Source organism: Acetobacterium tundrae (genome assembly GCF_008086615.1).
Taxonomy (GTDB): domain Bacteria; phylum Bacillota; class Clostridia; order Eubacteriales; family Eubacteriaceae; genus Acetobacterium; species Acetobacterium tundrae.
This window is the reverse complement of sequence record NZ_RXYB01000027.1, coordinates 1-21,836: the sequence shown is the minus strand read 5'-3', so window position 1 is coordinate 21,836 and position 21,836 is coordinate 1. Positions and strand designations below refer to the sequence as shown.

21 protein-coding genes, 1 tRNA gene, 2 pseudogenes and 1 riboswitch are annotated in these 21,836 nt (G+C 33.4%); of the genes and pseudogenes, 6 read left to right on the top strand and 18 right to left on the bottom strand.

The window, feature by feature from the left end:
- Positions 1-261: 261 nt before the first annotated feature.
- The 9 genes and pseudogenes from FZC40_RS15280 to FZC40_RS15240 form a co-directional block, all read right to left on the bottom strand.
- Positions 262-717: pseudogene (locus FZC40_RS15280) on the bottom strand (TRM11 family SAM-dependent methyltransferase); the annotation flags it as partial.
- Between the two features lie 535 nt (positions 718-1,252).
- The gene (locus FZC40_RS15275; protein ID WP_148605911.1) at positions 1,253-2,116 is read right to left on the bottom strand and encodes a nucleotidyl transferase AbiEii/AbiGii toxin family protein; all 864 of its coding nucleotides are present in this window, start codon (positions 2,114-2,116) and stop codon (positions 1,253-1,255) included.
- Positions 2,113-2,724 (bottom strand): type IV toxin-antitoxin system AbiEi family antitoxin domain-containing protein, encoded by a 612-nt coding sequence (locus tag FZC40_RS15270; RefSeq protein ID WP_148605909.1) that lies wholly within the window; start codon positions 2,722-2,724, stop codon positions 2,113-2,115. The genes FZC40_RS15275 and FZC40_RS15270 overlap by 4 nt, the downstream gene beginning before the upstream one ends.
- 467 nt (positions 2,725-3,191) lie before the next feature.
- Positions 3,192-4,115, bottom strand: a complete 924-nt coding sequence (locus FZC40_RS15265; protein WP_148605907.1) for a hypothetical protein — start codon at positions 4,113-4,115, stop codon at positions 3,192-3,194.
- 6 nt (positions 4,116-4,121) lie between these two features.
- On the bottom strand, positions 4,122-5,174 hold the full coding sequence (locus FZC40_RS15260) for a radical SAM protein (RefSeq protein ID WP_148605905.1): 1,053 nt from the start codon (positions 5,172-5,174) through the stop codon (positions 4,122-4,124).
- Positions 5,174-5,590 (bottom strand): hypothetical protein, encoded by a 417-nt coding sequence (locus FZC40_RS15255; protein ID WP_148605903.1) that lies wholly within the window; start codon positions 5,588-5,590, stop codon positions 5,174-5,176. The genes FZC40_RS15260 and FZC40_RS15255 overlap by 1 nt, the downstream gene beginning before the upstream one ends.
- Positions 5,587-5,988 (bottom strand): hypothetical protein, encoded by a 402-nt coding sequence (locus tag FZC40_RS15250; RefSeq protein ID WP_148605901.1) that lies wholly within the window; start codon positions 5,986-5,988, stop codon positions 5,587-5,589. The genes FZC40_RS15255 and FZC40_RS15250 overlap by 4 nt, the downstream gene beginning before the upstream one ends.
- A gap of 3 nt (positions 5,989-5,991) precedes the next feature.
- Positions 5,992-8,787: a serine protease gene (locus FZC40_RS15245; protein ID WP_148605899.1), complete on the bottom strand. Its 2,796-nt coding sequence runs from the start codon at positions 8,785-8,787 to the stop codon at positions 5,992-5,994.
- Positions 8,788-8,796: 9 nt separating this feature from the next.
- Positions 8,797-9,978, bottom strand: a complete 1,182-nt coding sequence (locus FZC40_RS15240; protein ID WP_148605896.1) for a ComEC/Rec2 family competence protein — start codon at positions 9,976-9,978, stop codon at positions 8,797-8,799.
- Positions 9,979-10,349: 371 nt separating this feature from the next.
- Here FZC40_RS15240 and FZC40_RS17210 point away from each other — a divergent pair, with 371 nt between their 5' ends.
- Positions 10,350-10,499 carry a hypothetical protein gene (locus FZC40_RS17210; RefSeq protein WP_186843876.1) on the top strand — a complete coding sequence of 50 codons (150 nt, stop codon included), beginning with the start codon at positions 10,350-10,352 and terminating at the stop codon, positions 10,497-10,499.
- Between the two features lie 624 nt (positions 10,500-11,123).
- On the opposite strand, the gene FZC40_RS15235 is transcribed toward FZC40_RS17210, so the two are convergent.
- The 8 genes from FZC40_RS15235 to FZC40_RS15195 all read right to left on the bottom strand — a co-directional run bounded on the left by FZC40_RS15235 (position 11,124) and on the right by FZC40_RS15195 (position 17,006).
- Positions 11,124-11,357 (bottom strand): Fic family protein, encoded by a 234-nt coding sequence (locus FZC40_RS15235; RefSeq protein ID WP_148605894.1) that lies wholly within the window; start codon positions 11,355-11,357, stop codon positions 11,124-11,126.
- A gap of 528 nt (positions 11,358-11,885) precedes the next feature.
- Positions 11,886-12,959 (bottom strand): hypothetical protein, encoded by a 1,074-nt coding sequence (locus FZC40_RS15230; RefSeq protein ID WP_148605892.1) that lies wholly within the window; start codon positions 12,957-12,959, stop codon positions 11,886-11,888.
- A gap of 503 nt (positions 12,960-13,462) precedes the next feature.
- Positions 13,463-14,872 (bottom strand): HEPN domain-containing protein, encoded by a 1,410-nt coding sequence (locus tag FZC40_RS15225; protein WP_148605890.1) that lies wholly within the window; start codon positions 14,870-14,872, stop codon positions 13,463-13,465.
- A 398-nt stretch (positions 14,873-15,270) separates the two neighbouring features.
- Entirely contained in the window at positions 15,271-15,543 is a 273-nt protein-coding gene (locus FZC40_RS15215; protein WP_148605885.1) for a hypothetical protein, read from the bottom strand.
- A gap of 79 nt (positions 15,544-15,622) precedes the next feature.
- Complete coding sequence (locus tag FZC40_RS15210; RefSeq protein WP_148605883.1) at positions 15,623-15,865, bottom strand: hypothetical protein; 243 nt, start codon at positions 15,863-15,865, stop codon at positions 15,623-15,625.
- Positions 15,866-15,880: 15 nt separating this feature from the next.
- Positions 15,881-16,465, bottom strand: coding sequence for a DinB/UmuC family translesion DNA polymerase (locus tag FZC40_RS15205; protein ID WP_279233350.1), 585 nt, complete (start codon positions 16,463-16,465; stop codon positions 15,881-15,883).
- 83 nt (positions 16,466-16,548) lie between these two features.
- Positions 16,549-16,624, bottom strand: a tRNA-Thr gene (locus tag FZC40_RS15200).
- Between the two features lie 76 nt (positions 16,625-16,700).
- On the bottom strand, positions 16,701-17,006 hold the full coding sequence (locus tag FZC40_RS15195; protein ID WP_148605881.1) for a rubredoxin: 306 nt from the start codon (positions 17,004-17,006) through the stop codon (positions 16,701-16,703).
- Between the two features lie 167 nt (positions 17,007-17,173).
- A riboswitch (THF riboswitch) is annotated at positions 17,174-17,267 on the top strand.
- A 52-nt stretch (positions 17,268-17,319) separates the two neighbouring features.
- Here FZC40_RS15195 and FZC40_RS15190 point away from each other — a divergent pair.
- The 5 genes from FZC40_RS15190 to FZC40_RS15170 all read left to right on the top strand — a co-directional run bounded on the left by FZC40_RS15190 (position 17,320) and on the right by FZC40_RS15170 (position 21,500).
- On the top strand, positions 17,320-18,078 hold the full coding sequence (locus FZC40_RS15190) for a folate family ECF transporter S component (protein WP_148605880.1): 759 nt from the start codon (positions 17,320-17,322) through the stop codon (positions 18,076-18,078).
- Between the two features lie 316 nt (positions 18,079-18,394).
- Positions 18,395-19,324, top strand: a complete 930-nt coding sequence (fba, locus tag FZC40_RS15185; RefSeq protein WP_148605877.1) for a class II fructose-1,6-bisphosphate aldolase — start codon at positions 18,395-18,397, stop codon at positions 19,322-19,324.
- A 173-nt stretch (positions 19,325-19,497) separates the two neighbouring features.
- Positions 19,498-20,478 (top strand): RluA family pseudouridine synthase, encoded by a 981-nt coding sequence (locus tag FZC40_RS15180; protein ID WP_148605875.1) that lies wholly within the window; start codon positions 19,498-19,500, stop codon positions 20,476-20,478.
- A gap of 2 nt (positions 20,479-20,480) precedes the next feature.
- A complete protein-coding gene (locus tag FZC40_RS15175; RefSeq protein ID WP_148605873.1) occupies positions 20,481-21,017 on the top strand; it encodes a Holliday junction resolvase RecU in 537 nt (178 codons plus the stop codon).
- 3 nt (positions 21,018-21,020) lie between these two features.
- On the top strand, positions 21,021-21,500 hold the full coding sequence (locus FZC40_RS15170; RefSeq protein WP_148605871.1) for an S-ribosylhomocysteine lyase: 480 nt from the start codon (positions 21,021-21,023) through the stop codon (positions 21,498-21,500).
- Between the two features lie 145 nt (positions 21,501-21,645).
- Here the strand turns inward: FZC40_RS15170 and FZC40_RS15165 are convergent.
- A pseudogene (locus FZC40_RS15165) lies at positions 21,646-21,836 on the bottom strand (transposase); the annotation flags it as partial.

Here is a 21,836-nt window from a genome sequence, read left to right as displayed (position 1 = left end):
TTTATTGTTCGTGTATATTATATATTATACGAACGATAAAGACAAATGCCAATCAGCATTTTTTAGTCTTATACTTTCATTATCTAAACCTAATTTTTATATCGGTTAATTTTCGGTTAATCATAACAAATCCCCTCCACAAGAAACTTGTGAATGTCATTACAATGGGATTTATGGCGTATCCAACCGTCTGCACGACATTTATCAATAAAATTAAAAGACTTTGATCAAGAATCAATTAATCTTTATCACATTATTCATCTATCCTACTTCGCATACCCAGATATAACGCAAAAAATCACTATTTTTATTTTTCCCAACTTTACAATGATCTATGATTTTGAGATTTTCCTGTACGAGTTCATCTCTTATATCTTCTGCAGAAGCCAATACGATTTTTTTTGAAATTCTTATCGCATTCCTAATGATTTTTAATTGATTTTCATCATTTTTAAGGCTGAAATTACCATATAGAAGATCTACAATGGCAGCATCAAAACTATCATCTATGTCCTGAATATCTCCAGTAATAACCTTTGCTTCATAGTTAAAATATCTCAAGTTTTTTCGTGCATTTTCAGCAGTTTTACTATTTATTTCACACCCGATAATATCATATCCTGCCCAAATACCTTCTAATAATACAGTCCCGACACCACAACATGGATCTATTAATCGTTTGGATGTATCTCCATTCCCCGCAATATTTACAAGAACTTTTGCAGTACTATGCTTCTTTTGAGAAGTATTGAAAAGTCAGCCATTTCAGTGTTATAATAATATCGTTACATCCATTTTGTAAAAACCTACCTCTTGGTTCTTGGCGAGACCACCAGCCAAACCCAGTTGAAGTGATAAAGGAGGGATGCGTTATGAGCATAAAACGTTTAATAAAGAGAGTAAGATTCACAGGCATAACACTGAATATTGGATTTATTGGACTTAACTTTGCTGGGGGTCTTTCCAAAATGAATGTAAGAAAGTCGTACTGAAATAGTAATAAAGCCGTTCTTTTAACTAAATATTATTTTTTACTGGAGCTAGCGGGCGGAATCGAACCGCCGACCTACTGATTACGAAGCAGTAGGTAAACGTTATATTACAGACATTCATATATGATATACGACATTATTACGACACGTTTTACTCTTTTTTCCACTTGCTAACACATAGGGGCCGTCATCCTTTATGTAAGACACTTGTTGCCAAAATAAATATGCAAATTAATTAAAAATAGAGTTGCAGTACATTATTAAATAACTGCATGTCCGTCCTGTACTCCTATCAATCGCATACAAATTCGGACGGATTCCATGATTGTCCCCCAGGTAATATCAGCTGCATAAGAAAACTTCTTTTGATAAGCCATCCAAAGATTTACCATGACCTCGCTATTTTCCACTTCATCAACGATCATCGGCATATCTTTTAAGTAATGCACCGTACCACGCTTGTTTGCAGTTGCCATCAGTGCATCATTGAAAACTGCAGGATTCAGGTTTTCGCCATACAATTGAAGCAGACTATGGATGTCATAAAAATCTCTCATGCGTGTATTAGTGGTGTTACGAGAAATAATGGTTTCCAACTTTTCGGCCAGAATCGTCTCCAGGTTGTAAGCCCATATATCAATCGCACGTTCTTCCAACATCAGCTTTAGTTGAAAACGAACTTCTTTGGGAGTAATGATATCCCCTGTGGAAATATCGACCTTAAACGGTATGATCACGCCATCAAATTTTGTCTCCATATTAACCCGGATTCCCGGATACTCGGCTTCATCCATTATCTCACTAATGCTTTTGATACGGAAAGATATACCATCATCTAAGGGAACTGATGCAATCGAAACAATAATTTGCTCAACGTCTTCAGCATTCACATCGATATCTTTTAACGTAGCATCCAAATCCATCGTCGATCGTGCATTCAATCCGATCATTGCCGTCACCAGAATCCCCCCCTTCAAAATGAATTTATCTTTATATTCAGAAATAGAAATTCGCTCCAGAAAGCGTTCCATCATATAATGACGCATCAGCATCTGAGCATCCGCTGCTTTCTTTTTTGAAAGATTTCGGATCAAATCCTTCAATTGTTTTGATGTCTTAATCATAACAGTACCTCCAGATATTGTCTCAAGATTTTTTCAACCCGAAACAGGGATGCATACTGCATCAGTGTTCGCAGATTTTTATCTTTACGCCCGACATATTGCTTTATTGCATCTTGAAAGGTTTGGATTTCAATTCCTTTTCGACTACGGATCAAATCACAGATGGTTCTCTCCATATCATAAACCGGGACCGTATGCCCAAAAGGCGTCTGTGCGGATGTGCGGCCCACTGGATAGAGCTCCGGCTTAACCGTATAAACCTGGATTCCATCGTTTTTTAAGCGGGTGGGATTATAACCAGTCTTGACCGTAATCGAATACGGTGCTGGCTCCCGAACCGTCAAATCGTGTAGAAATAAAGCGGTTTCATGGGAAAAGATGGCTTGCTTACTTCGAATATGGATCAGGTAAAGCGAATCTGTCCATGCATCCGCTGAAGTATAGACACCATGTGCCACCTGCTCCAGTTTTTTCTCTTTGACATAATCATAAAAAACAGGTTTAGAAATTCCTTCGGCAACAACCTGCGAAGTTTGAACAATGCCGTCATGATCGGCAATCAATTTGTCTAGCTGTTTGTATCGTTTCACAATTTCACTTCCTTTCATACTAATATTATAGCCATTATTAGTATGAATGTAAATGCATTGGACTGTTTTAAGTTCATGAATACATCCCCCACGACAAACACTTCATTGTACCACTGCATACCCACCCATTGAATGAAGAGTAATCACCATCCAACTATTTTATACTCCATCACAACTTTAGCATTATATTAAGATTAGATGAAATTCAAGTTCTCTCACAACAACGAATACCCCATAAATAACATAACAGGAGACCTCCGGAAGCTTTTTGCTAGGTTGTTAATAAATACCGTTTTCTAAACCAGCAGTATAAACGAAAAGATAACCATTTTTTGTTTCTTATCAGTTTTTTCAATTCTCGTATAGAATGTTCCTTCCTCAAATTAAGTAAGAATTCATTCTACCAATTGAAAGTCTTTTTCGATATTTATTTCATTCGCAAACAAACAATAAATTCATTTTAATCCATCGGCACCTCCTACATTTTAATAATATTTAACCCACTCTGGTTGTGTTTCGCCTAGATTTTTTTCAACCTTACTAATCCAATTTCCAATTTGGTCCAATTTATCTTGTAATTCTTCTAACCCCATTTCCATTTCATCAGCTTCTTGCCATAATACTTCAAGGGCCTGCTTCACCCCATCTTCTGGAAAAAAAATTAAATCATGATGCAAATTGTCAAATAATGCACCTTCACCATTTTTCTTGCAATCTCCACAAATTGAATTATGTGAAACATTCCAACCATCAATAGTTCTTTTTATTCTATAGTTATCTTTATGACCCCACCTTCTAGAGAATACTGAAAACCTCATTTCTTGTTCAAGGTTATTATCTCCTTGTAAACTCATAACTTCACCCTCTCCATTAATTTCACTAAGTATTGCTTCTAGCATGTGATAATGATCATAAAACTTTAAAACATCATCTTCCGGAATACTTTGACTGTTAACCATTAAATACTTATTTATTATTGGTAATATGCCCCAATGCAGTATTAGGATAATTGGCTGTATTATTTGATAAATTTGATCAAATTTTTTAAAATTATAATCTGAGTGTCTTTCACACTCATCACGAAATCTTCCAAATGTCTTAATAAAAATCATCTTAGCATCTTCTGTTTTATCTCGAACTTCGTTATGCTCATCAATTATATTCGTTACTTCCTTTTGTACATCTTGAGTTAAGCAATATTTTCCAGGTTTTTTTTCTATAAAAAAACAATCAAAGTAATAAGCAATATCTTTTTTCTTAAAATAAAAACACTCCTTAATTTCCTTTATATTGTATTCATTGGTAACGCTGAAACTATTTAAGAGATTCCCCTTAACAATGGAAAATAGTAAATTTCTTTTTCTAGCATCACTAAGCGAAACTTTTCCCCAATATTCTTCATCATCCATTACTTTTCACCTCTCACACCTATTAATATCAAATACTTGACATCCGCCATGACATATTTGATATTTTTGGCATCTTTCACATAGTTCAATAGGATATTCTTGTTTACTTGCTACACTTAACTTTTCTCTTAATTTAGTAAATTCGGTTCCACCTTGCCATCCTGCTTGTAAACTATGTATATTTAAATCTATTCCTGTCTTTTTCGTATCATTGTAAAACGAACATGGATATAATATTAAATCTTCAGAAATAAATGCTGAAAATCTTCCTGCATCACAAAACTCAACCGTTTCATCAATAAAGTATTCCGTTATTGGTGCCAAATATGAAATCATGCAACTATCAAAACCAATTTTAAATTCTCTAACTTTTTTAATACTATTTAGAAATTTATCAATATTTTCAGAAAATTTTAGATTTAGATCACTTGATGTATGTATGGGTTTATAGTTAAGAAAAACAATTGCATTTGTATTTTTTAAAATGTCAATATGATGATTCTCCAATAAATCTATTGCTTCATTTATAGTTTCCTTATTTAACATAAAATGTATATTTACTTTGATTCCAAATTCATGACATTTTTCAATAACATTCATTGCATCATTATATGGAGGATACCAACTTACTGCAATTGCACCACAATATTTCTTTGTGGCAAAATATATTTCCTCAGACATTCCTTGCCCATTTGTTGTATATGAAGGAATAATCCAATGTTTTCGTGTCAATTCCAGAATCTTTATAAATGCTGGATGCTGATTTGGATTTCCACCACCTAATGCAACTTGTAGGACTCCAATATTTTCAGCTTGTTCAATAATATATTCATAATCCTTCAATGACATAAATTTTCCATGTCTATTTGATGCGCGATAGCAAAAATCACATTCTCTTTCACAAAAATTTGTAATTGAAATATCTAATAGCTCTGGACCAATAACATTCCAGAATGGATTTTCTCCATTTGTTCCTCGTCTTATAAATTTACCTTCATCTCTATCAAAGCATAAAAAATAATTACTTTCCTTACAATTTCTTAGCAAACATTTTCCCACTACCAACCACCAATTTTCCCGTTAAAATATATATCATCATCACAAACTAAAAAGCTTTCCATACAAAAATAGGCTTCGGAAGCAGAGCTACCATCAGAACTAATTTTTCCATAATATACTTTTCTATCATCACGGATGAGTTTTTCTACTAAACTTATTGTCTCTTGATCAAAACCTTCTTCTTCTAAAAAACCCGAAATTCCTATTGAACTTTTTCTAAAATTTTTTATATAATCATGGATTTCTGCCTTATTATCATTAATTGCATCAAATAAATCTTTAAATATTTTGTTTATTGCAGATTCACCTTCGATACCAATTCCTTTTATAAAATTATTTTCATTAAATTCATCTTTAATTGAAACAATAAACGAGGTCGATGAACTATTCGTCACAAAATCTCCTCTTACTTTCACTCTTTAATATCCTCCATAATCTGATTTAAAATTTCAAAAGTATCGTCTTCATACTCAAGCAACGTTCTCATGTTATAATTATTTAAATCTATTTGTAGTCTCAATAGCGTTTGCTTGTCATCAATTTCTAAGCTTTCAATTTCATAATAGTCTAACAATTCTTTTTGATATAAAAAATTCCTAAAGTTATCATATTCCTCACTATAATATTCCAAATATTCTTTCTTTAAATCTTTGGCATAATTAAACATATCTTTAAATATTTTTTTTAAATATCCATCCGCAAAAGAGCCTTTTCTCGTTTTTGATTTTTCAATAAATCTACTTTCAAGTTGGTCATATGTAAACTCTTCATTAACAACACAATAATATCTATCTTGCAACTTAATTATTTCCATTTCTTATTCACCTAATATAATATTAAAAATCTCATCAAAGTTAATATTGATATCTGCACAAAAGGTATTTGCATCATATAGTTGTTTAATTTGACTATCATACTTATCATTTTTACCTACCTTGTCAAGATACAGCAATATTTCTTTTACATTTCCATTTAAATTGCTACTTGAATGATTATTCATTTCTGAAAGTATTCTTATTACAATTCGTGGAGATGTATCATAAAGTTTTTTCCACAATTCAATTGTTTGCCAATTTTTTAGTTCCATTAAATAAATCGTTAACTTATAGCATAAATAATGATTTATATTCCAAGTATCTGAATCTACATATTCTTCAAGATTTCCCAATAAATAATTAAACGGTAACACAGACTTATGTTTTTCATTAGAGTAGCAATTGTTTGATTTATAATAAGTATCAAACATTTTTTTTATAAATTTCATATATTTCCCAGAATCCATTGCAATTTCATCTAAGATGTCAAACAAAGTCATTATGTTTATATTCCGAAAATATTCACAATCATATTTCATTATCAAATCATGTACTATTTTCTTATCATATTTTCCTCCCTTAAAAACTTCTACTTTCCAATTTTCCATATCTTCTTTTGATAAATACTTATCCTCTAATCCCCAAATAAAGTTCCAATACATATCTTCATATTCTGGCAATGTTTCAATTATTGATAGTAACTCAGACTGTGACATAGTTCTAGCTAAATAGAAGCTATATTTTGACACACCCTCTCTAATTGTGAAATTCTCATCATTCATATCTTTCCAAAATTTAATGAATTTATTTATATCAGAATAATTTTTAAGAATATATTCTGTAATACAAAAATCCCTAAATTCATCAAATGTAAAGCTAATTATTACTCCTTTTCTTTCTAACATTCCCTCTTTAATAATCTCCTCGTCTTTAAAAATAACCTCATTGCTCAACATTTTTGCCAATATCCCTTGCTCAGCAATATCAAAAATTGTAGAAGGAACTTTAAAAAATTCTTTTTTATTTATCATATATTCTGATATTTTATCTAGTAATGAATAGATACTGTCCTTGTGATTAATCACAAAATTTCCGTCATTATATTCAACCGCTTTCATTTCAAGATATTGACTAAATACATCATACTTGTACACATCATATAAATATATCTGTCTCTTTCCTGTATTTACCTCGCAAAAGAACCTTAATAATAAGATATCACTCGTTAATTTATCATAAGATCTATTTGTAAGTGTATTTTTTCTAAATGTAATATCAAAAAAAGACAAATATCCATAGAATATTCTTTCTTTAAAAGTATCATTTCTATCCCACATATTAACATGCTCAAATAATTCTGAATAAAGACCTTCTTTTATTGGTGAAAACCGCTCCTCTAAAAACTCATTTCGTGTAGTCATTATGACCTTTACAAATGGATACTTTTTAGATTTCTCCAGAAAGTCTCTCATGCACATACCGAACTCATTAATTGACGTATTCTCATTTAATCCATCGATTACTATTACAAACGGTCTTCTAGTTTTTTTCCACTCACTTTTTAACATTTTCATTACATATTCTAAAGAATATTCAGTTGCCATATTTCGCAACTGCTCCTTTATTATATTTTTAGGATCTTCTCTGAAATCATTCGCATTATAATACAACACAAAATATTTCTTTTTAATCAAAAAATTACTTGTAAAATCACACAGAAAATTTGTTTTCCCCTGCCCTGCATCTTTTGTTAATAAAAGAAATCTTTTATTCATATATTTTAAATTATCTTTTATAGCAGATAAAAAATACTTCATTGAATTATTAAAATATTTCTGTCTTTTCTCATAATATTCACACAAATCATATTTTCCTGATGGAGTATTTTTCTCTAATCCCACAATCTGTTCTGTTACATAATTTATTTCACTTAAAAAGGCATCATATATTTCATCAAATTGTTTCGGATTGATATTTTCATCAAACTGACTAAAATCAATTGTTTTATCTTGATTTTTATTGAGTAAATAATTATAAGTAGTAAAATTTATTCCTTTTACTTCCTTTATGGACTTTTTCAAGAAAAGCATGGGATCTACAAAATAACGTAAAGATTCTTTATAATCTTTCTCTTCAACAAATATATCCGGAATATATTTGTAACTTTTTACATTTTTATCTACTTGTGCAATAGTAAACTCACAACATGCTTTTTTTAGGATTATCTTGCAATGGTTTTCTTTAATATTTTTACTTTCCAAAAGCTCCCTAAACATCCTTACCGAAGACATCCTAACTCCTAATTCACCGTTACTATTAGTTGTCTGCATTTGCAAAATTCCTACTATCCTATTATTACAAAAAACTGGTGAACCTGATAATCCAGAATAATCACGAGATTTCCCTATCGCAGTAGTAGCAAGATAATAATCCCAATACTCCTCTTCTGAATCTGCTAACATGATTCCATTACCTCTCATGGAATGATTCAAAAGTTCTGTTGTTATATATCCATTTACATTCCAAATACTATTTTCATCAAACATTTCATCTGTAGTAAAAATATCCGCAATCTTCACTATTTCTACCATTTTGTCAAGACGTAACACTGCTGCTACATCATTTTCTTCCACTATTACTGCATCTATTTCTTTTCCATTTATTATAACCTTATTTTTGGAACCACAAACTACATGTTTTGCTGTTAAAATTAGATTGTTGTCTATGCATATTCCTGTTCCATTTTGTATAAATTTATCACCTATATATGATTTTATTCTTACAACATAATTTTCCATAATTTCACCTCAATCTAAAATAATATTATTTTCGCAATAAGTCGTATTAAAATCATATTTTTCTTGTACTTTTTTTAATATTTTTTTCTGTTCTACTTCATAATTAAAATGCAAAATTTTATTATTCTTTAAAATTAATCTTGCTAACAATTCATTCTCAGGATGTCCATATCTAATTCCATTAGTGGATATTAATATATGCGTCGCTTTCGAGTTTTCAATTAATTGTTTATTTGGTTTCACGGTTCCGTGATGCGATATCTTTATAACATCATATTCATCTCTTAAAAATTCTTTCCAATTATCACTATCTGAATCTCCAGTATATAAAAAACTATAATTCTTATATTCTATCTCTACAACAATAGACGCTTTATTAACTGGATTCATACTTGCTAATTTTGATGTTCCAAGCCACTTGGTAATATCAACACCCGGTGCGGAAATAAAAGAAGAATAATTTTCTGGTTCATTATATAATTTCATAATTAATTCGAAAATCTTAGCAAAGTCACTATCCTCTCTAAGATAGTAATTCCTACCAAATGTTTTAATCATTTCTTTATCAAATTCATGTGCCAATCCATTTACAAGCGTTGCATTGGGAGAAAATACGGTAATCACGCAATCTCCTAATAAAATTTTGCTATTTTTAACTTCATGTCTATTTTCTGAATTTCTCTTGATAATTCTATCTTCAAACTGTGCATTTAGCTTATATCCATTTAATGAACAAATTTCCTCAAAACACATACTTTGTTGAGCAGAAATATTTCCGCCTGATGAATAATTCTGCATCTGCAATTGACCTTTAACCAACCTCATTTTCTTTTTTTGTGAATCCTGAATAACTTGTAATTTTCGTTTATTAAAAATTTCATTTGTAAATAAAGTATTAAAAAATCCATTGAACCAAACATTATCTATCGTAATAATATTTGGGTTATCTGCTTCTCCGTTTTCTTTAATCAATTCAATAGCACCTTCTATATGATCTTGGTCAATATGCGTAATTATCAGCAAAATAACCCTACATCCTTTACTCTTTAATTCTAACAACAATGGTTTTAATACTTGATAATACGTTGATTTATATCCGCAATCAATTATTATGCATTCTTTATTGTCAAATTCTATGACAGAACAATCTCCCGCTTCTGCCTGAAGAAAATGAACTACATTCTTTCCCATATAATATCTCCATTTCAGACGTTCTTTTAACTGACTACTATAAACAAAACCATTATATTCCAAGTCTTTAAAATTATCTTATTTTAAAGAAGCAATATACTATGTCAACTTCTAATATAATGTTTCTTGATGGTCTGAGGTTTGTTTGGCAACAATAAAAGTTAAGTAAAAGATCCCTGAAAAATTGTGCACCCATTAGGCTCGTTTCGAATCAAAGAGCCATTTGTCAACACCGATCAAATGAGTTACCTTTAAAGATATCCAGTCTCTAAGAAAGGTAACCAAGAAAGATGATCAGCCTAGGTTAGAAATAGTATATCAAACATATATTCGAAAATGAAGAGCTATCCTTTCGGGAATTCGAAGGACGGATGGATTTAAGTTTTCAGACCATCCAAAAATATTCTTATATGGAGGATTGGTGTGAACACTATCTGCCGGATGTGAATCCAGACCATTACCCAATTCTCAAGTATGTTATTCCGATCATTGATCTTTGGTTGGTGGATGACATACGATGACATGTATTCATGTAAGGCTCCAAAAGGAGCATGCTTTCAAAGGAAGTTAGAGTACGGTTAAAAAGTATGCCCGCAAAATGAAATATATTATGCAGCGATCCAAAGAGGGTTTTCTTCCACTGGCACAATCAATAGCACATGCCCGGATTGATTTCGGAACCTTTAAATACATCGATACCTTCAGTATTAATTAAGTGGCCTATGTTTTAACGATTACTTTTCCATATTCCAACAAAGGTTAGACACAGGTATTCATGGCTCAAAACCAGGAGTGCCTATTGGTAGGAATGTAACGGATTTTTGGCTACATCGGCGGATCACTAATTCACTTAAAGGCAGACAACATGTCGACAGCTGTTGCAAATGTTTAAAAGGTAGAAAATGGGAACTCGCTGAAAGCCTCAACCGTTTCATGCTCCATTACCATTTTCTTGCAGATTTTTGCAACCCGGCAAGTGGGAACGAAAACGAGTCGGTCGGTGCAACTTGAAAAGTCGAATTATGAATTATCTGCATGGACTAATCCCTCTAATTAAATTATTCCTACTTTTACATGCGCGCGAGGTAACGTTCGGGTGTGAAAATGATTTAGTGTCTTGAAAATCTCACAGGCTTTATCATCCTTTAATAGTAATACTTCTGATTTGGACTTGTTGGTTTATCCAGCAAGATTAACTTCAATAGTCCCCCTTTAATCAATGGATTTAAGATCCTATTTCTAAAATCTTTCGGATCTTTAATTTCTTGTCTGCTTTTAGGTATTCTACAAAATTCTAATATTTCTCTCATTCTAGCCTGTTCCTCTTTAACCTCAGCTTGGGGGGTAGCTTGATCAATGGAATAATCGTTCTGAAACATCCCCTTCCATAAAAACAGGCTCCGCACTAGAATAAATTTTATTGTACTTATAAATATTTCTGACTCCGGATCCTAATTCATCCACCAGGCCGATTTCCTTGAAGAACCTGGCGATAGTTGATTATAATGTACACGCTTGTCAAGACACGAAATTAGAATTTTTTAGATAAATCTCCTTTCGCGTTATGATTAGGCAGCCAATGCCATATTTTCATAGAATACAGCTGTCAGTGTTTTGTAATCGAAACGTTGGTGACCGCGTTAATGGTTATATTTAGTAGATTTATTCTTTTGTCATGGCGCTCACTTCAGTGACGGTTTCCGGGTACAATAAATACAGACGTCCCGCTTATAAGATCAGAATAACAGTTCAATGTTAATATTATCAGTAACACGGCCTTTGACGTGTCAAAAATGTCCGTTTTCTTTATATTTGAAGGATACTTCTATTAATATAGAAAAGAACCCCGTTCAATAGGTCAAAAACACTTAACTATTATTATTCATTTTAAAATGTACATAATAATATTAAATCTGATGCAATATAAAGAAATCAAGTCCTACCGAAGTATTAGGGTCTCGATCCGTATCCCTTTTTTTGAAAAAAGCCAATATCTCCTTTTTTTTAAAAAAAGCCAATATCTCCTTCTCTTTGTCACCATCATAATAGGCTTTCCACTCTTCTAATTTACTTAATTTCTCAGGCCTAGAAGTAATTTTTTTTATTAATTCGGAATTTCCGAATATCTGATTCATAAGAAATTTGCGAAAAGATAAATCTATCCCCCAAAAATATTGTTCATTTCCGAAGGAAAAATAACACCCTTCCCACTCTCTGTCCAATATATTTCTAGTTTCTATTTTTCCGTTATTATATTCATAGAAAAAGTCACAATAGTAATCATATAGACACTGTATTAGCCCAAAATATTTTTTTTCGTTAATATCATTTCCATCAACAGGAGGATCAATAATTCTCCCATGAAAGTTGTCTTTAAAATTAAAAATACACGCGCTTCGTGTGGAAAAATTAGATCTAACCTTTGAATTTGTAATGTCGACAATATTAGAAACTTGGTTAATGGCCTTTTGAATTATCTTATCAGCCGTGGTATTATATGAAGAACCTTTCGATTCTAAGAGATGTATGTCGCCATTTTTATCATATCCTACTAAATCAGGCTCGCTGCCACTATTTTCGTTAGAATCAATAATTTTCTTTTTTTTACCTCCAACATTAAATGTACACCCCATAGTTTTCATCGTTTTAAAATGCGTAACCCAAGGAATTTTTAAATACTCTTCTGCCATAGCTTTTGTTAATCCTTGACCTAATTGATAGGATACACATACCTTTTCAGACGGATCCAGATCAGAATAATCATCTTTTAATACTAGTATTCCGCTTTCTTCTTTAACATTTGCACATACCATAAAAAATAATTGTAAGTGCTTATACCACGATGCTCCAATAAAATTACGCCGATTATTATACCCTACTTGCATAACATGTCGACACAATTCTAATCTATTAATATTCATCGTTTTGATTCCATTTAAAGTATTATATCTACCATTGAAATCTTCAAATTTTAATTCCATTATGTTTCTCTCCTATTTAATATTATTTTAAGCATTTGCGAAATGCCTAAACCCATTGCTATCAGTAGGTTTTTATGCGAATCCATATAAATTTTCTCTCCTGTAATTGGTATAATATAAGTGGAGTGATATCATAAAAGTGCAGTTTGAAAAGTGTCAAAAACTTCCAGCGTTCTATTAATAACACTTTGATTATCACGCTTGTTACGACACTTCTATACCTCCAGAAATTGCATTAGTAAAGTTCAAAACCAAAGAGAATCAAAAACGGCCGTTCATGATCCTTTTTAAGCATACCCCATATTGAATCAATTATCTGGTTTATAAAATAATCATTAATAGTAAAATCTGTACACTATACACGATTTTATTATTTCACGGTAAAATTCTGGTTGAGCAGAGTCAGTATTTTTTGTGCATGGCCCTTTTCATAACCAAGCTTTTTTTCAACAATTCTTTTAGTTTCTCAGAATGTTGATTGTTTTTAATATCTCAAGTGTGTACTAATCTTTTTTCAGCATTTCATCCATATTAAATCCAATTTCACTCAGAATTATTTTAGTGATCAGCTTGTTTAATAAATTGCTTGTGTGTATAATTTCTTCCAAACTCAATATTCCATCATTATTGTTTTTAAAGTGCGAGTAATAATTTCTTGTATCAACTATTTTCTTTATTAATGCTAATTTTTCAGGTGCTGAATCCGGTTCGCATTTAGTGTCGTGATGTCTTATTCTTTTGTAATTTTCAGTCAAATAATTCGAGTATTGATTATCAATACTTTCAATTCTTTGACCAAAAGATAGATTATTTCCGTTCAAAATACGTTCAGTCATTGCTTCACTAATTTTAACAGGCAAAGCATATTTTTCATTGATATCTAGTGCTTTTAATGATTCTTTTAAATTAGCGATCGTTTTTGAAGCATCTGTATTATTAAAAACTCTTTTCAATTCTTTTTTTATATCCGATTTTAAAACAGCATCTCCATTTTCATTTCTCCGAATACTGTAACCTTCTAAGAATCTACAACAATGCAAAAATTTATCTTCGATTAGATATTCCCTTTTACTATTTAATAAAAAATATACGCCAATTAAAAAACTCATATCACAATCTTCATTTATAAAACTATCCCATTTAGCATATAAAATCATTAATCTATTCTGTATATCAATAAAATTGAATCTATAATATCCATATAAAAAGTTAAAATTAGAATTTTCCAAGTCATATGAAAAATCATGGCTAAAATAACATTGATAATTATGATTGTTCGAATCAATCATTGAAACATTATCTACGTATCCTAAAATCCCCATCAACAAACCCAAAAATCTCGAAACGTTCTTAATATCCTCAAAAACACGATTATCATCTACTTCTTTGAAGTATATGATTCTTATTTTAGTTTTTTTTTCAATGCTTATCTTTGTTGATATATTTAGAAAAGGATCTTGTAATTGTGTTTTAAAGATGATATCAATTGCTCTTTCTTCGTTTTCTAAAAGAGAAATGTCATTGATATTTTTTACTTCAATGTTATAATGTGTTCTATCATAACTCCATTTTCCACTTAAAGTATCAACTTGCAACCAAGCATATAGACCTCTAATTTCAAATTCAACTTCTTTTATGTTTATAATTGAGCAGTCTTCAAATAATGTAATATTTTTATTAGATTTAAATATCCTTCTCACATTTAATCTTGTTACTTCATCTGTTTCACTAATTCTTCCTGAGATAAGAGCCTTGATATACATATCTTCATGAACTGTCGAATAAGCACAGGGTCTCCCGTTATTTTGTCCATTTACATCAAAATAAGCCTCATTGTTTTCAAAGACTAAATTTCCTATAGCTTTATCATTTCCAGAATATTCCCACCAGCTATTTATAGCAAATTTTTGCAAATATCTACCTCCTGATCATCACAGATCATTTAAACATTGTTTTTTTTGAAACAAACTAAAGAAAAATCCAAGTTGTTAGAACCCTGATCTTCTACTATTCACTTCACGCTGCTCTTTCATAAACAGGTAATCTGCCCGACTTGTGCCACTACCTGGTTTCTTTCGACATTCGACCAGAAATACATGAATTATCTTTTTATTTTCAGCCCCTTTGAAATACAGCGTTTCCCTTACAATTTCTTCCAGTCCTGGCATCTCCACTTTTAAGTATTCTCGAATTAAACCATTTTTAAAGATGAAATAGACTTCATTGTATTCGTATTAACTGGTAGATCCTTAAATCAATACTCGGAAAAATGTATTCGATTGCTTCCCGTCGTTTCAAACGTTTGCATTTTTTAAAAGACGATCCAAGTGTTGCTTATCCGCAGTCGAAAAACATCTGATGCATTCCGATCCGTATCTATTTGCCATTCATTCTTTGCCTGGGTCACGATATCGTTACGCATTCGATAGATATTTAATTCTTCATCGGTGGCATTTTCTTTTTTTAATATCTGCTCATCTATGGTAGTGTGTTTTTGGAGCCTTTTTTCGAGTAAAGGGTAGTCGTTTATCACATGGCTGTACAACAATAAATTCCGTTCTTTTTTAATAATCAGCTTTTTCAAATGAACCTCCCCCTCATGGTATTGTATTCATTGTAAGATTAATGCGCTGTATTGTCAAATGATGAAACAAATCCTGTAACTAACGCTCTTTGCTCTCAACAAACCATTTGGGTTCCTCATAATATATATAAACGTCTTTTTTCATAATTCGGCACAGGTAACGCATTCCCTGACCGCCAGCTTTCAGAGAAACGCCGGGACGCATATCTAAAACCTGATCGATTTCAAACACGCGTCCATTCTCCCAGATTACCTTCTGGGGCGTAATTATTCCATCTTCTTCAAATCTTGCAATCACCGGTACAAATTTTTTTATGACCATTCGATAACACCTCCTTTAAAAGTATCCGATCGGATGATTAATGTGATCTTTTTTTGGGTCCAGGCAGGACATTTGATCACAAATGGTAACCGCTCGACGCACGGCCAGATTGCCGAAACGCTTCCTTAGTCCATCAACGGCATCATCAAACCGTGCCTGTCTCACCCGTATTGCTTCATTGCCAAATACATCCAACTGTATGGAGATTGAATCCGGTACCAGATCCGTAACCCGGACGCCCATGGAGCGGATAGCCAAACTGAAATCATAGTTCTTTTCAAACAGATCAATGGCTGCTTCGGCAATCTCTTTAGTTAAATCGGAAGGCTTATCCAGCTTCATTTGCCTGGTAAAACTATGCAGTTCTTTGTTTCGGACATGAATAGCCACTGTTTGGCAATAACAGCCGGTTTCTCTTAAACTCATGTCCATGCTTTCAGTCAGCATATAAATGATGATCTTGACGTCCTTCGCAAATATACTGGTTATCCAAAATGTCGTAAAAAAAGTGCGACAAAAATTAGGATATAAGTACGACAAAAATAGGGGTAAAATAGCCGAAAATAGCCAGATTTTTTTTAATTTTTCACAGTCGGTCATCCTTTAGGTGGAGACAAAAATCAAAAAATAAAAAAAAGAACCGCTAATTAAAGCCGTTCTTTTAACTAAATATTATTTTTTACTGGAGCTAGCGGGCGGAATCGAACCGCCGACCTACTGATTACGAATCAGTTGCGCTACCATCTGTGCCACGCCAGCAGTAAAACTTACTAAGCTATCATAACACAAACCTTCACTCTAATTCAATATCTTTTTATCATTTTTATTTTCAGACTTATCCTACCATTTCGGCCTTTGACATTTTATCAATCATATATCTTATTTCTTCTGCTTTTTGAAAAACCGCCACTTCAGAACGATCTAAATAAATATCACTTCTTTCTTTTGGCAATTCAATTATTTCATCTGATAATGTTGCCCCTTCCTGATTCATCTCATTAGTGAGATGTTGATCAAGATCTTTTTCATCACTAGCTTCAATCATTTTTTTTCGAGACAGTCCGTATTTGGGACAATTATCCGGTGCTCCAATATATTCCATCATGTAATTATACTCACTGCATTTCCATAATTTTTTCATTTTTTACCCTCCACCGCTTATTATTTTGTAAACATTTACGACGATGATAATATATTTACCCAATTGACTATAAATTAACAATGTTTTCTAGATTTTCCCAATATTTTTGATAATTATTTATCCTTGTAATGATCCTTCTCTCCGTGTTAGAATGGCCATAACTTAATACCAGAGTAGACAAAGATGCGTAAAGTGTTAAAGGATGGGAAGTTGCCTTTAAACGAAATGTGACCATTGCGGTATCTTGTCGCTTCCGCTGTTACAATGCAGATTGTAGGCGCGGAAGCATTACTTTATAATCGAAGGAGGATTTATGAAAAGTAATGCTTTTATTAGTAGTCCCACAAGAACAAGAATTGTTGTCAATTGTGGTCTGCTTATTGCCATCAGCATCGTGCTGAAGATTTTATTTGAGGTGTATATCCCTCTCGGTGGTTTTCCTTCACTAAGGCTTAATATCACTGCTTTGCCGATCATGCTCAGCGGCATATTGTTAGGTCCTTTTGCGGGTTTTGCCGTCGGTATCATCTCCGACCTCATGTGCTTTATCATAAAGCCGGGTGGTCCATTTTTCATTGGATTTACCGTGGCTAGTGGTCTTACTGGCTTTATACCAGGACTTCTTTTTATGCTTTTAAGAAAGAAGAAAACCAAATATCTGGAATGGTTTAATTTAATCTTTGTTGCTTTATCCGGGATTATTCTTGCTGTTTTCGGCGTGTTTAGTTTTGAGAATGGTAGTGTTTATTATGCAGGCGAACCATTAAACATGGTTTTCTTTGTCGTCTTTATTGCTTTAATGATTGCATTTGCTGTCTTCCCCATTATTGTCGTAAAGAAATCAAATCTCGATAGTGAATATCGAAGCGATCACATTCTTTTTATCGTTAGTGTTTCACAAATGGTCACATCAATTTTATTGAACACGTGGTTTTTGAGTATTCTTTATGGACAGGCAGTTGCAGTTTTGCTCCCTGCTCGACTTATTACCAACATCTTTCTGATTCCACTTTACACCATTATTTTGGTAGGATTATTAAAAACTCTTCCCGGATTTCTTAAACAACATTAGTTTTTAAAAACTCCTGCAAGCTCTCATCAAGTGCCCGATAGCGTTAATTATCATTATTACTGATAATTAACAAGATCGGGCACTTTTTTTAATATTGTCCTTGCCTTGCTTTTCCACGACGCATTCTAAATAATTATATTTGTTATAATTTTAACGCACTCTTTATCGATTTTCACAAATTTTTAAATTGTAAAAGTAGTATAAATTCTTGTCAATTTTCGCTCGAAGCTTGAGTATTCCTACAAAATAGAGTATACTGACATTGTCATAAATACAAACATCTTATAATTTAAATACACTTAGGAGGTTTTCGAAAATGGGATTAGTAACATCAACAGAAATGTTTAAAAAAGCTTATGAGGGTGGTTATGCAGTAGGTGCTTTCAATGTTAATAACATGGAAATCATCCAGGGTATCGTTGAAGCCGCTGGTGAAGAACAGGCACCGCTTATTCTTCAAGTATCTGCCGGCGCTCGTAAATATGCCAATCCAGTTTATTTAAGAAAACTAGTAGAAGCCGCAATTGAAGTCAGCGGTTTAGATATCTGTTTGCATCTGGATCATGGTTCCGATTTTGAAATTTGCAAAGCATGCGTTGACACTGGCTTTACCTCCGTAATGATTGACGGATCGCAACATCCCTTTAAAGAAAATATTGCCTTGACAAAACAAGTAGTGGACTACGCCCATGATCACGGCGTTGTGGTAGAAGCCGAGCTGGGTAAACTGGCCGGTATTGAAGATGACATTGTTGTAAATGCTCCTAATGCAACATTCACTGATCCGGATGAAGCGGTTGAATTTGTTGAAAAAAGCGGTTGTGATTCTTTGGCCATAACAATTGGTACAAGTCATGGTGCTTTTAAATTTAAAAGCGAACCGCGTCTTGATTTTGAACGACTTGATACCATTACAAACCTTCTTCCTGGATATCCGCTGGTACTGCATGGTGCCTCTTCTGTCCCCAAAGAATTCGTGGATTTATGTAATCAATATGGTGGCCAAATTCCCGGTGCTCAAGGTGTTCCAGAAGAAATGCTTAGAAAAGCTGCGAAATCTGGCGTGTGTAAAATAAATATTGATACCGATTTACGTTTAGCAATGACTGCTTCTATTCGAAAAGTTTTTGTTGAAAATCCCGGTTGGTTTGATCCCCGTCAGTATTTAGCACCCGGTCGTTCTGCCATAAAAGCAATGGTTGCTCATAAAATGAAAAATGTTTTGGGTTGCAGCCATAAACGCTAGGTTGTATCCTTAATTACTATGATTCTCCGTTTTTGAGTGTGTCGCAAAATGACTTATCAAGTTAAAATGCGACGCGCTCTTTTTAATTACTTTGATTAATGCGGTTTAAACTCTGTTTCTTTTGATCGTTTCCATGGTATAATAATTACAAAAATACAATAGAAGGATCATATATGAAAGAAATTATTATTACTGAGAATGAAAACAATCAACGATTAGATCGTTTTCTAAAAAAACTCATGCCCCAGGCATCCACTGGATTTCTCCAAAAAATGCTGCGTAAAAAAAGAATAAAGCTTAATGGCCAAAAATCCGAACCATCCACCAAGATTATAACCGGCGATGTGCTTCATATTTATTTTTCTGAGGAAACCATTTCAAATTTTCGATCATCACGGACACTCAATAAAAAAATTTCAATAAACGATGCCTCTTTAGATATTATTTATGAAGACAGCAGTCTTTTAGTCCTTAACAAGCCTTCCGGAATTCTCACCCAGCCGGACAAAACCGATGAATTATCGCTTGTTGATTATGCCGTCGATTATCTTATTAAAAAGGGTGATTACAATCCAAAGGTCAATCTTACCTTCACTCCAGCCTGTGCTAACCGTCTTGATAAAAATACGACCGGGATTATTCTCGTTCCCAAGAATTACAAAACCCTACAATCGGTTAATGAAGCAATTCGAGAAGATCAGACTCAAAAAATATACTATACTTTGATCTTAGGCCATCCAAAAGAATGTGGTGAGATTATTGGTTACTTAAAAAAAGATCCAGTTAAAAACACCGTTACTTTTTCTGAAAAGCCGACTTCGGCTACGGATAAAAAATCCATTTTAAACTATGAAACAATCGAAAGTCACGGCGATTACTCTTTGTTGAAAATCACCTTACAGACCGGCCGTTCTCATCAGATACGGGTTCAGCTTTCGGCAATGAGTTACCCCATTCTCGGGGATCCTAAATATGGGAATCGTCATATCAACAGCCGTTTGTATGAAGATTTTGGCGTGAAAAGCCAGCTGCTCCACAGTGCAAAATTTTCTCTGACAACCATGAATAAAACCTTTGAGGCGCCCTTCCCTTACATTTTTCTGAAATCACTGAAAAATTTCGGATTCAGTGAGTCTTTTGACGCCGCGGTTTAGATATGGGCTACTGGACCAGTAGAGGGCTTCGGGGAAGTCAACTTGAGGAAAATTTAAATATCACCAATAAAATTTATTTGGAGCAGGGCTTAGCGGTGGTTCAGAAAATACCAACCGCCATTAAACCGGTAGAACTGGACCCCGGCAAGGGAACCATTAAGCTGGCTTATTTTGAAGAAAAAAGCACGGTGGATTATTTGGGAAACATTCAGGGCATACCGGTCTGTTTTGATGCCAAGGAAACCAATCAGAAACGGTTGCCGATAGCCAACATTCACCGTCATCAAATCGAATTTATGGACGCTTTTGACAAACAGGAAGGGCTCTCCTTTCTGATTGTTCATTTTAAATTCTGTGATGAAACCTTTCTGCTTCCTTTCGAAATCTTAAAAACCTATTGGGATCGTGCCCAAAATGACGGACGCAAATCAATCCCTTATGCGGATTTCGATCAGAACCTGCGGATCTATTCCGCTCACAACATCCGCCTTCATTATTTGGAAACCATTAATCTTTATCTAATCGGAAAGGAAAAATAAAAAATGAATAAAATAGCAAGCTTCACCATCAATCATCTGGATTTACTACGAGGAGTCTATCTTTCACGAAAAGATTATTGTGATGATCACTGCATTACCACCTTTGATATTCGCATGAAAGAACCCAACCGGGAACCGGTCATCAACACCGCTGAGCTCCACGCTTTGGAACACTTAGGGGCAACCTTTTTAAGAAATGATCCTGTTCTTAGTGACAAGATCGTTTATTTCGGACCGATGGGCTGTCGTACCGGCTTTTATCTCCTGATGAAGGGGGAACTTACCCCTCAGGATATTATTCCTTTATTGACTGAATTATTCGCTTTCATGGCTGATTTTAACGACGATATTCCTGGTGCTTCTCCCCGCGACTGTGGAAATTACCTTGACATGAATCTTCCCATGGCGCGATTTGAAGCGAAGAAATTTCTCACCGAGATTCTTGAAAACCTACAACCAGAAAACATGATTTATCCCCAATAAAATAAAAAGCCCTTGCGGGCTTTCAGAGCGAAGACAAACCCGATTACAAGCAAACAAAGCTGTGATCGGGTTTTTATATTGCTGCCGGAAAATGAAAAAATAGGAAAAAACGTGAAGGTACTACAAAACGGATTCGTTTCCGGTACAGCAGATTTGCCAGTTTTTTCATATTCAGGCATGCCAAAGTTAGCCCGATCTGCATGGCAACTCGGGCCTTCCCGACATACTGTGTATAGCGCATCCCGTGATGTTCCTTGGCCGTGCCAAAGACTCGTTCGATGGTTTCTTTACGCAGTTGGTATTCTTCTTTGCGTCCGATTGTGTGCCGGATTTCTT

Coding starts and splice junctions, on each gene's coding strand:
- FZC40_RS15175 (WP_148605873.1), top strand. CDS start 20,481: ATGGGCTACTGGACCAGTAGAGGGCTTCGGGGAAGTCAACTTGAGGAA.
- FZC40_RS15195 (WP_148605881.1), bottom strand. CDS start 17,006: ATGAAAAAATTATGGAAATGCAGTGAGTATAATTACATGATGGAATAT.
- FZC40_RS15250 (WP_148605901.1), bottom strand. CDS start 5,988: ATGGAAATAATTAAGTTGCAAGATAGATATTATTGTGTTGTTAATGAA.
- FZC40_RS15245 (WP_148605899.1), bottom strand. CDS start 8,787: ATGGAAAATTATGTTGTAAGAATAAAATCATATATAGGTGATAAATTT.
- FZC40_RS15180 (WP_148605875.1), top strand. CDS start 19,498: ATGAAAGAAATTATTATTACTGAGAATGAAAACAATCAACGATTAGAT.
- FZC40_RS15235 (WP_148605894.1), bottom strand. CDS start 11,357: ATGTTTCAGAACGATTATTCCATTGATCAAGCTACCCCCCAAGCTGAG.
- FZC40_RS17210 (WP_186843876.1), top strand. CDS start 10,350: ATGGATTTAAGTTTTCAGACCATCCAAAAATATTCTTATATGGAGGAT.
- FZC40_RS15270 (WP_148605909.1), bottom strand. CDS start 2,724: ATGAAAGGAAGTGAAATTGTGAAACGATACAAACAGCTAGACAAATTG.
- FZC40_RS15205 (WP_279233350.1), bottom strand. CDS start 16,465: ATGACCGACTGTGAAAAATTAAAAAAAATCTGGCTATTTTCGGCTATT.
- fba (WP_148605877.1), top strand. CDS start 18,395: ATGGGATTAGTAACATCAACAGAAATGTTTAAAAAAGCTTATGAGGGT.
- FZC40_RS15170 (WP_148605871.1), top strand. CDS start 21,021: ATGAATAAAATAGCAAGCTTCACCATCAATCATCTGGATTTACTACGA.
- FZC40_RS15210 (WP_148605883.1), bottom strand. CDS start 15,865: ATGGTCATAAAAAAATTTGTACCGGTGATTGCAAGATTTGAAGAAGAT.
- FZC40_RS15230 (WP_148605892.1), bottom strand. CDS start 12,959: ATGGAATTAAAATTTGAAGATTTCAATGGTAGATATAATACTTTAAAT.
- FZC40_RS15190 (WP_148605880.1), top strand. CDS start 17,320: ATGAAAAGTAATGCTTTTATTAGTAGTCCCACAAGAACAAGAATTGTT.
- FZC40_RS15240 (WP_148605896.1), bottom strand. CDS start 9,978: ATGGGAAAGAATGTAGTTCATTTTCTTCAGGCAGAAGCGGGAGATTGT.
- FZC40_RS15275 (WP_148605911.1), bottom strand. CDS start 2,116: ATGATTAAGACATCAAAACAATTGAAGGATTTGATCCGAAATCTTTCA.
- FZC40_RS15265 (WP_148605907.1), bottom strand. CDS start 4,115: ATGGATGATGAAGAATATTGGGGAAAAGTTTCGCTTAGTGATGCTAGA.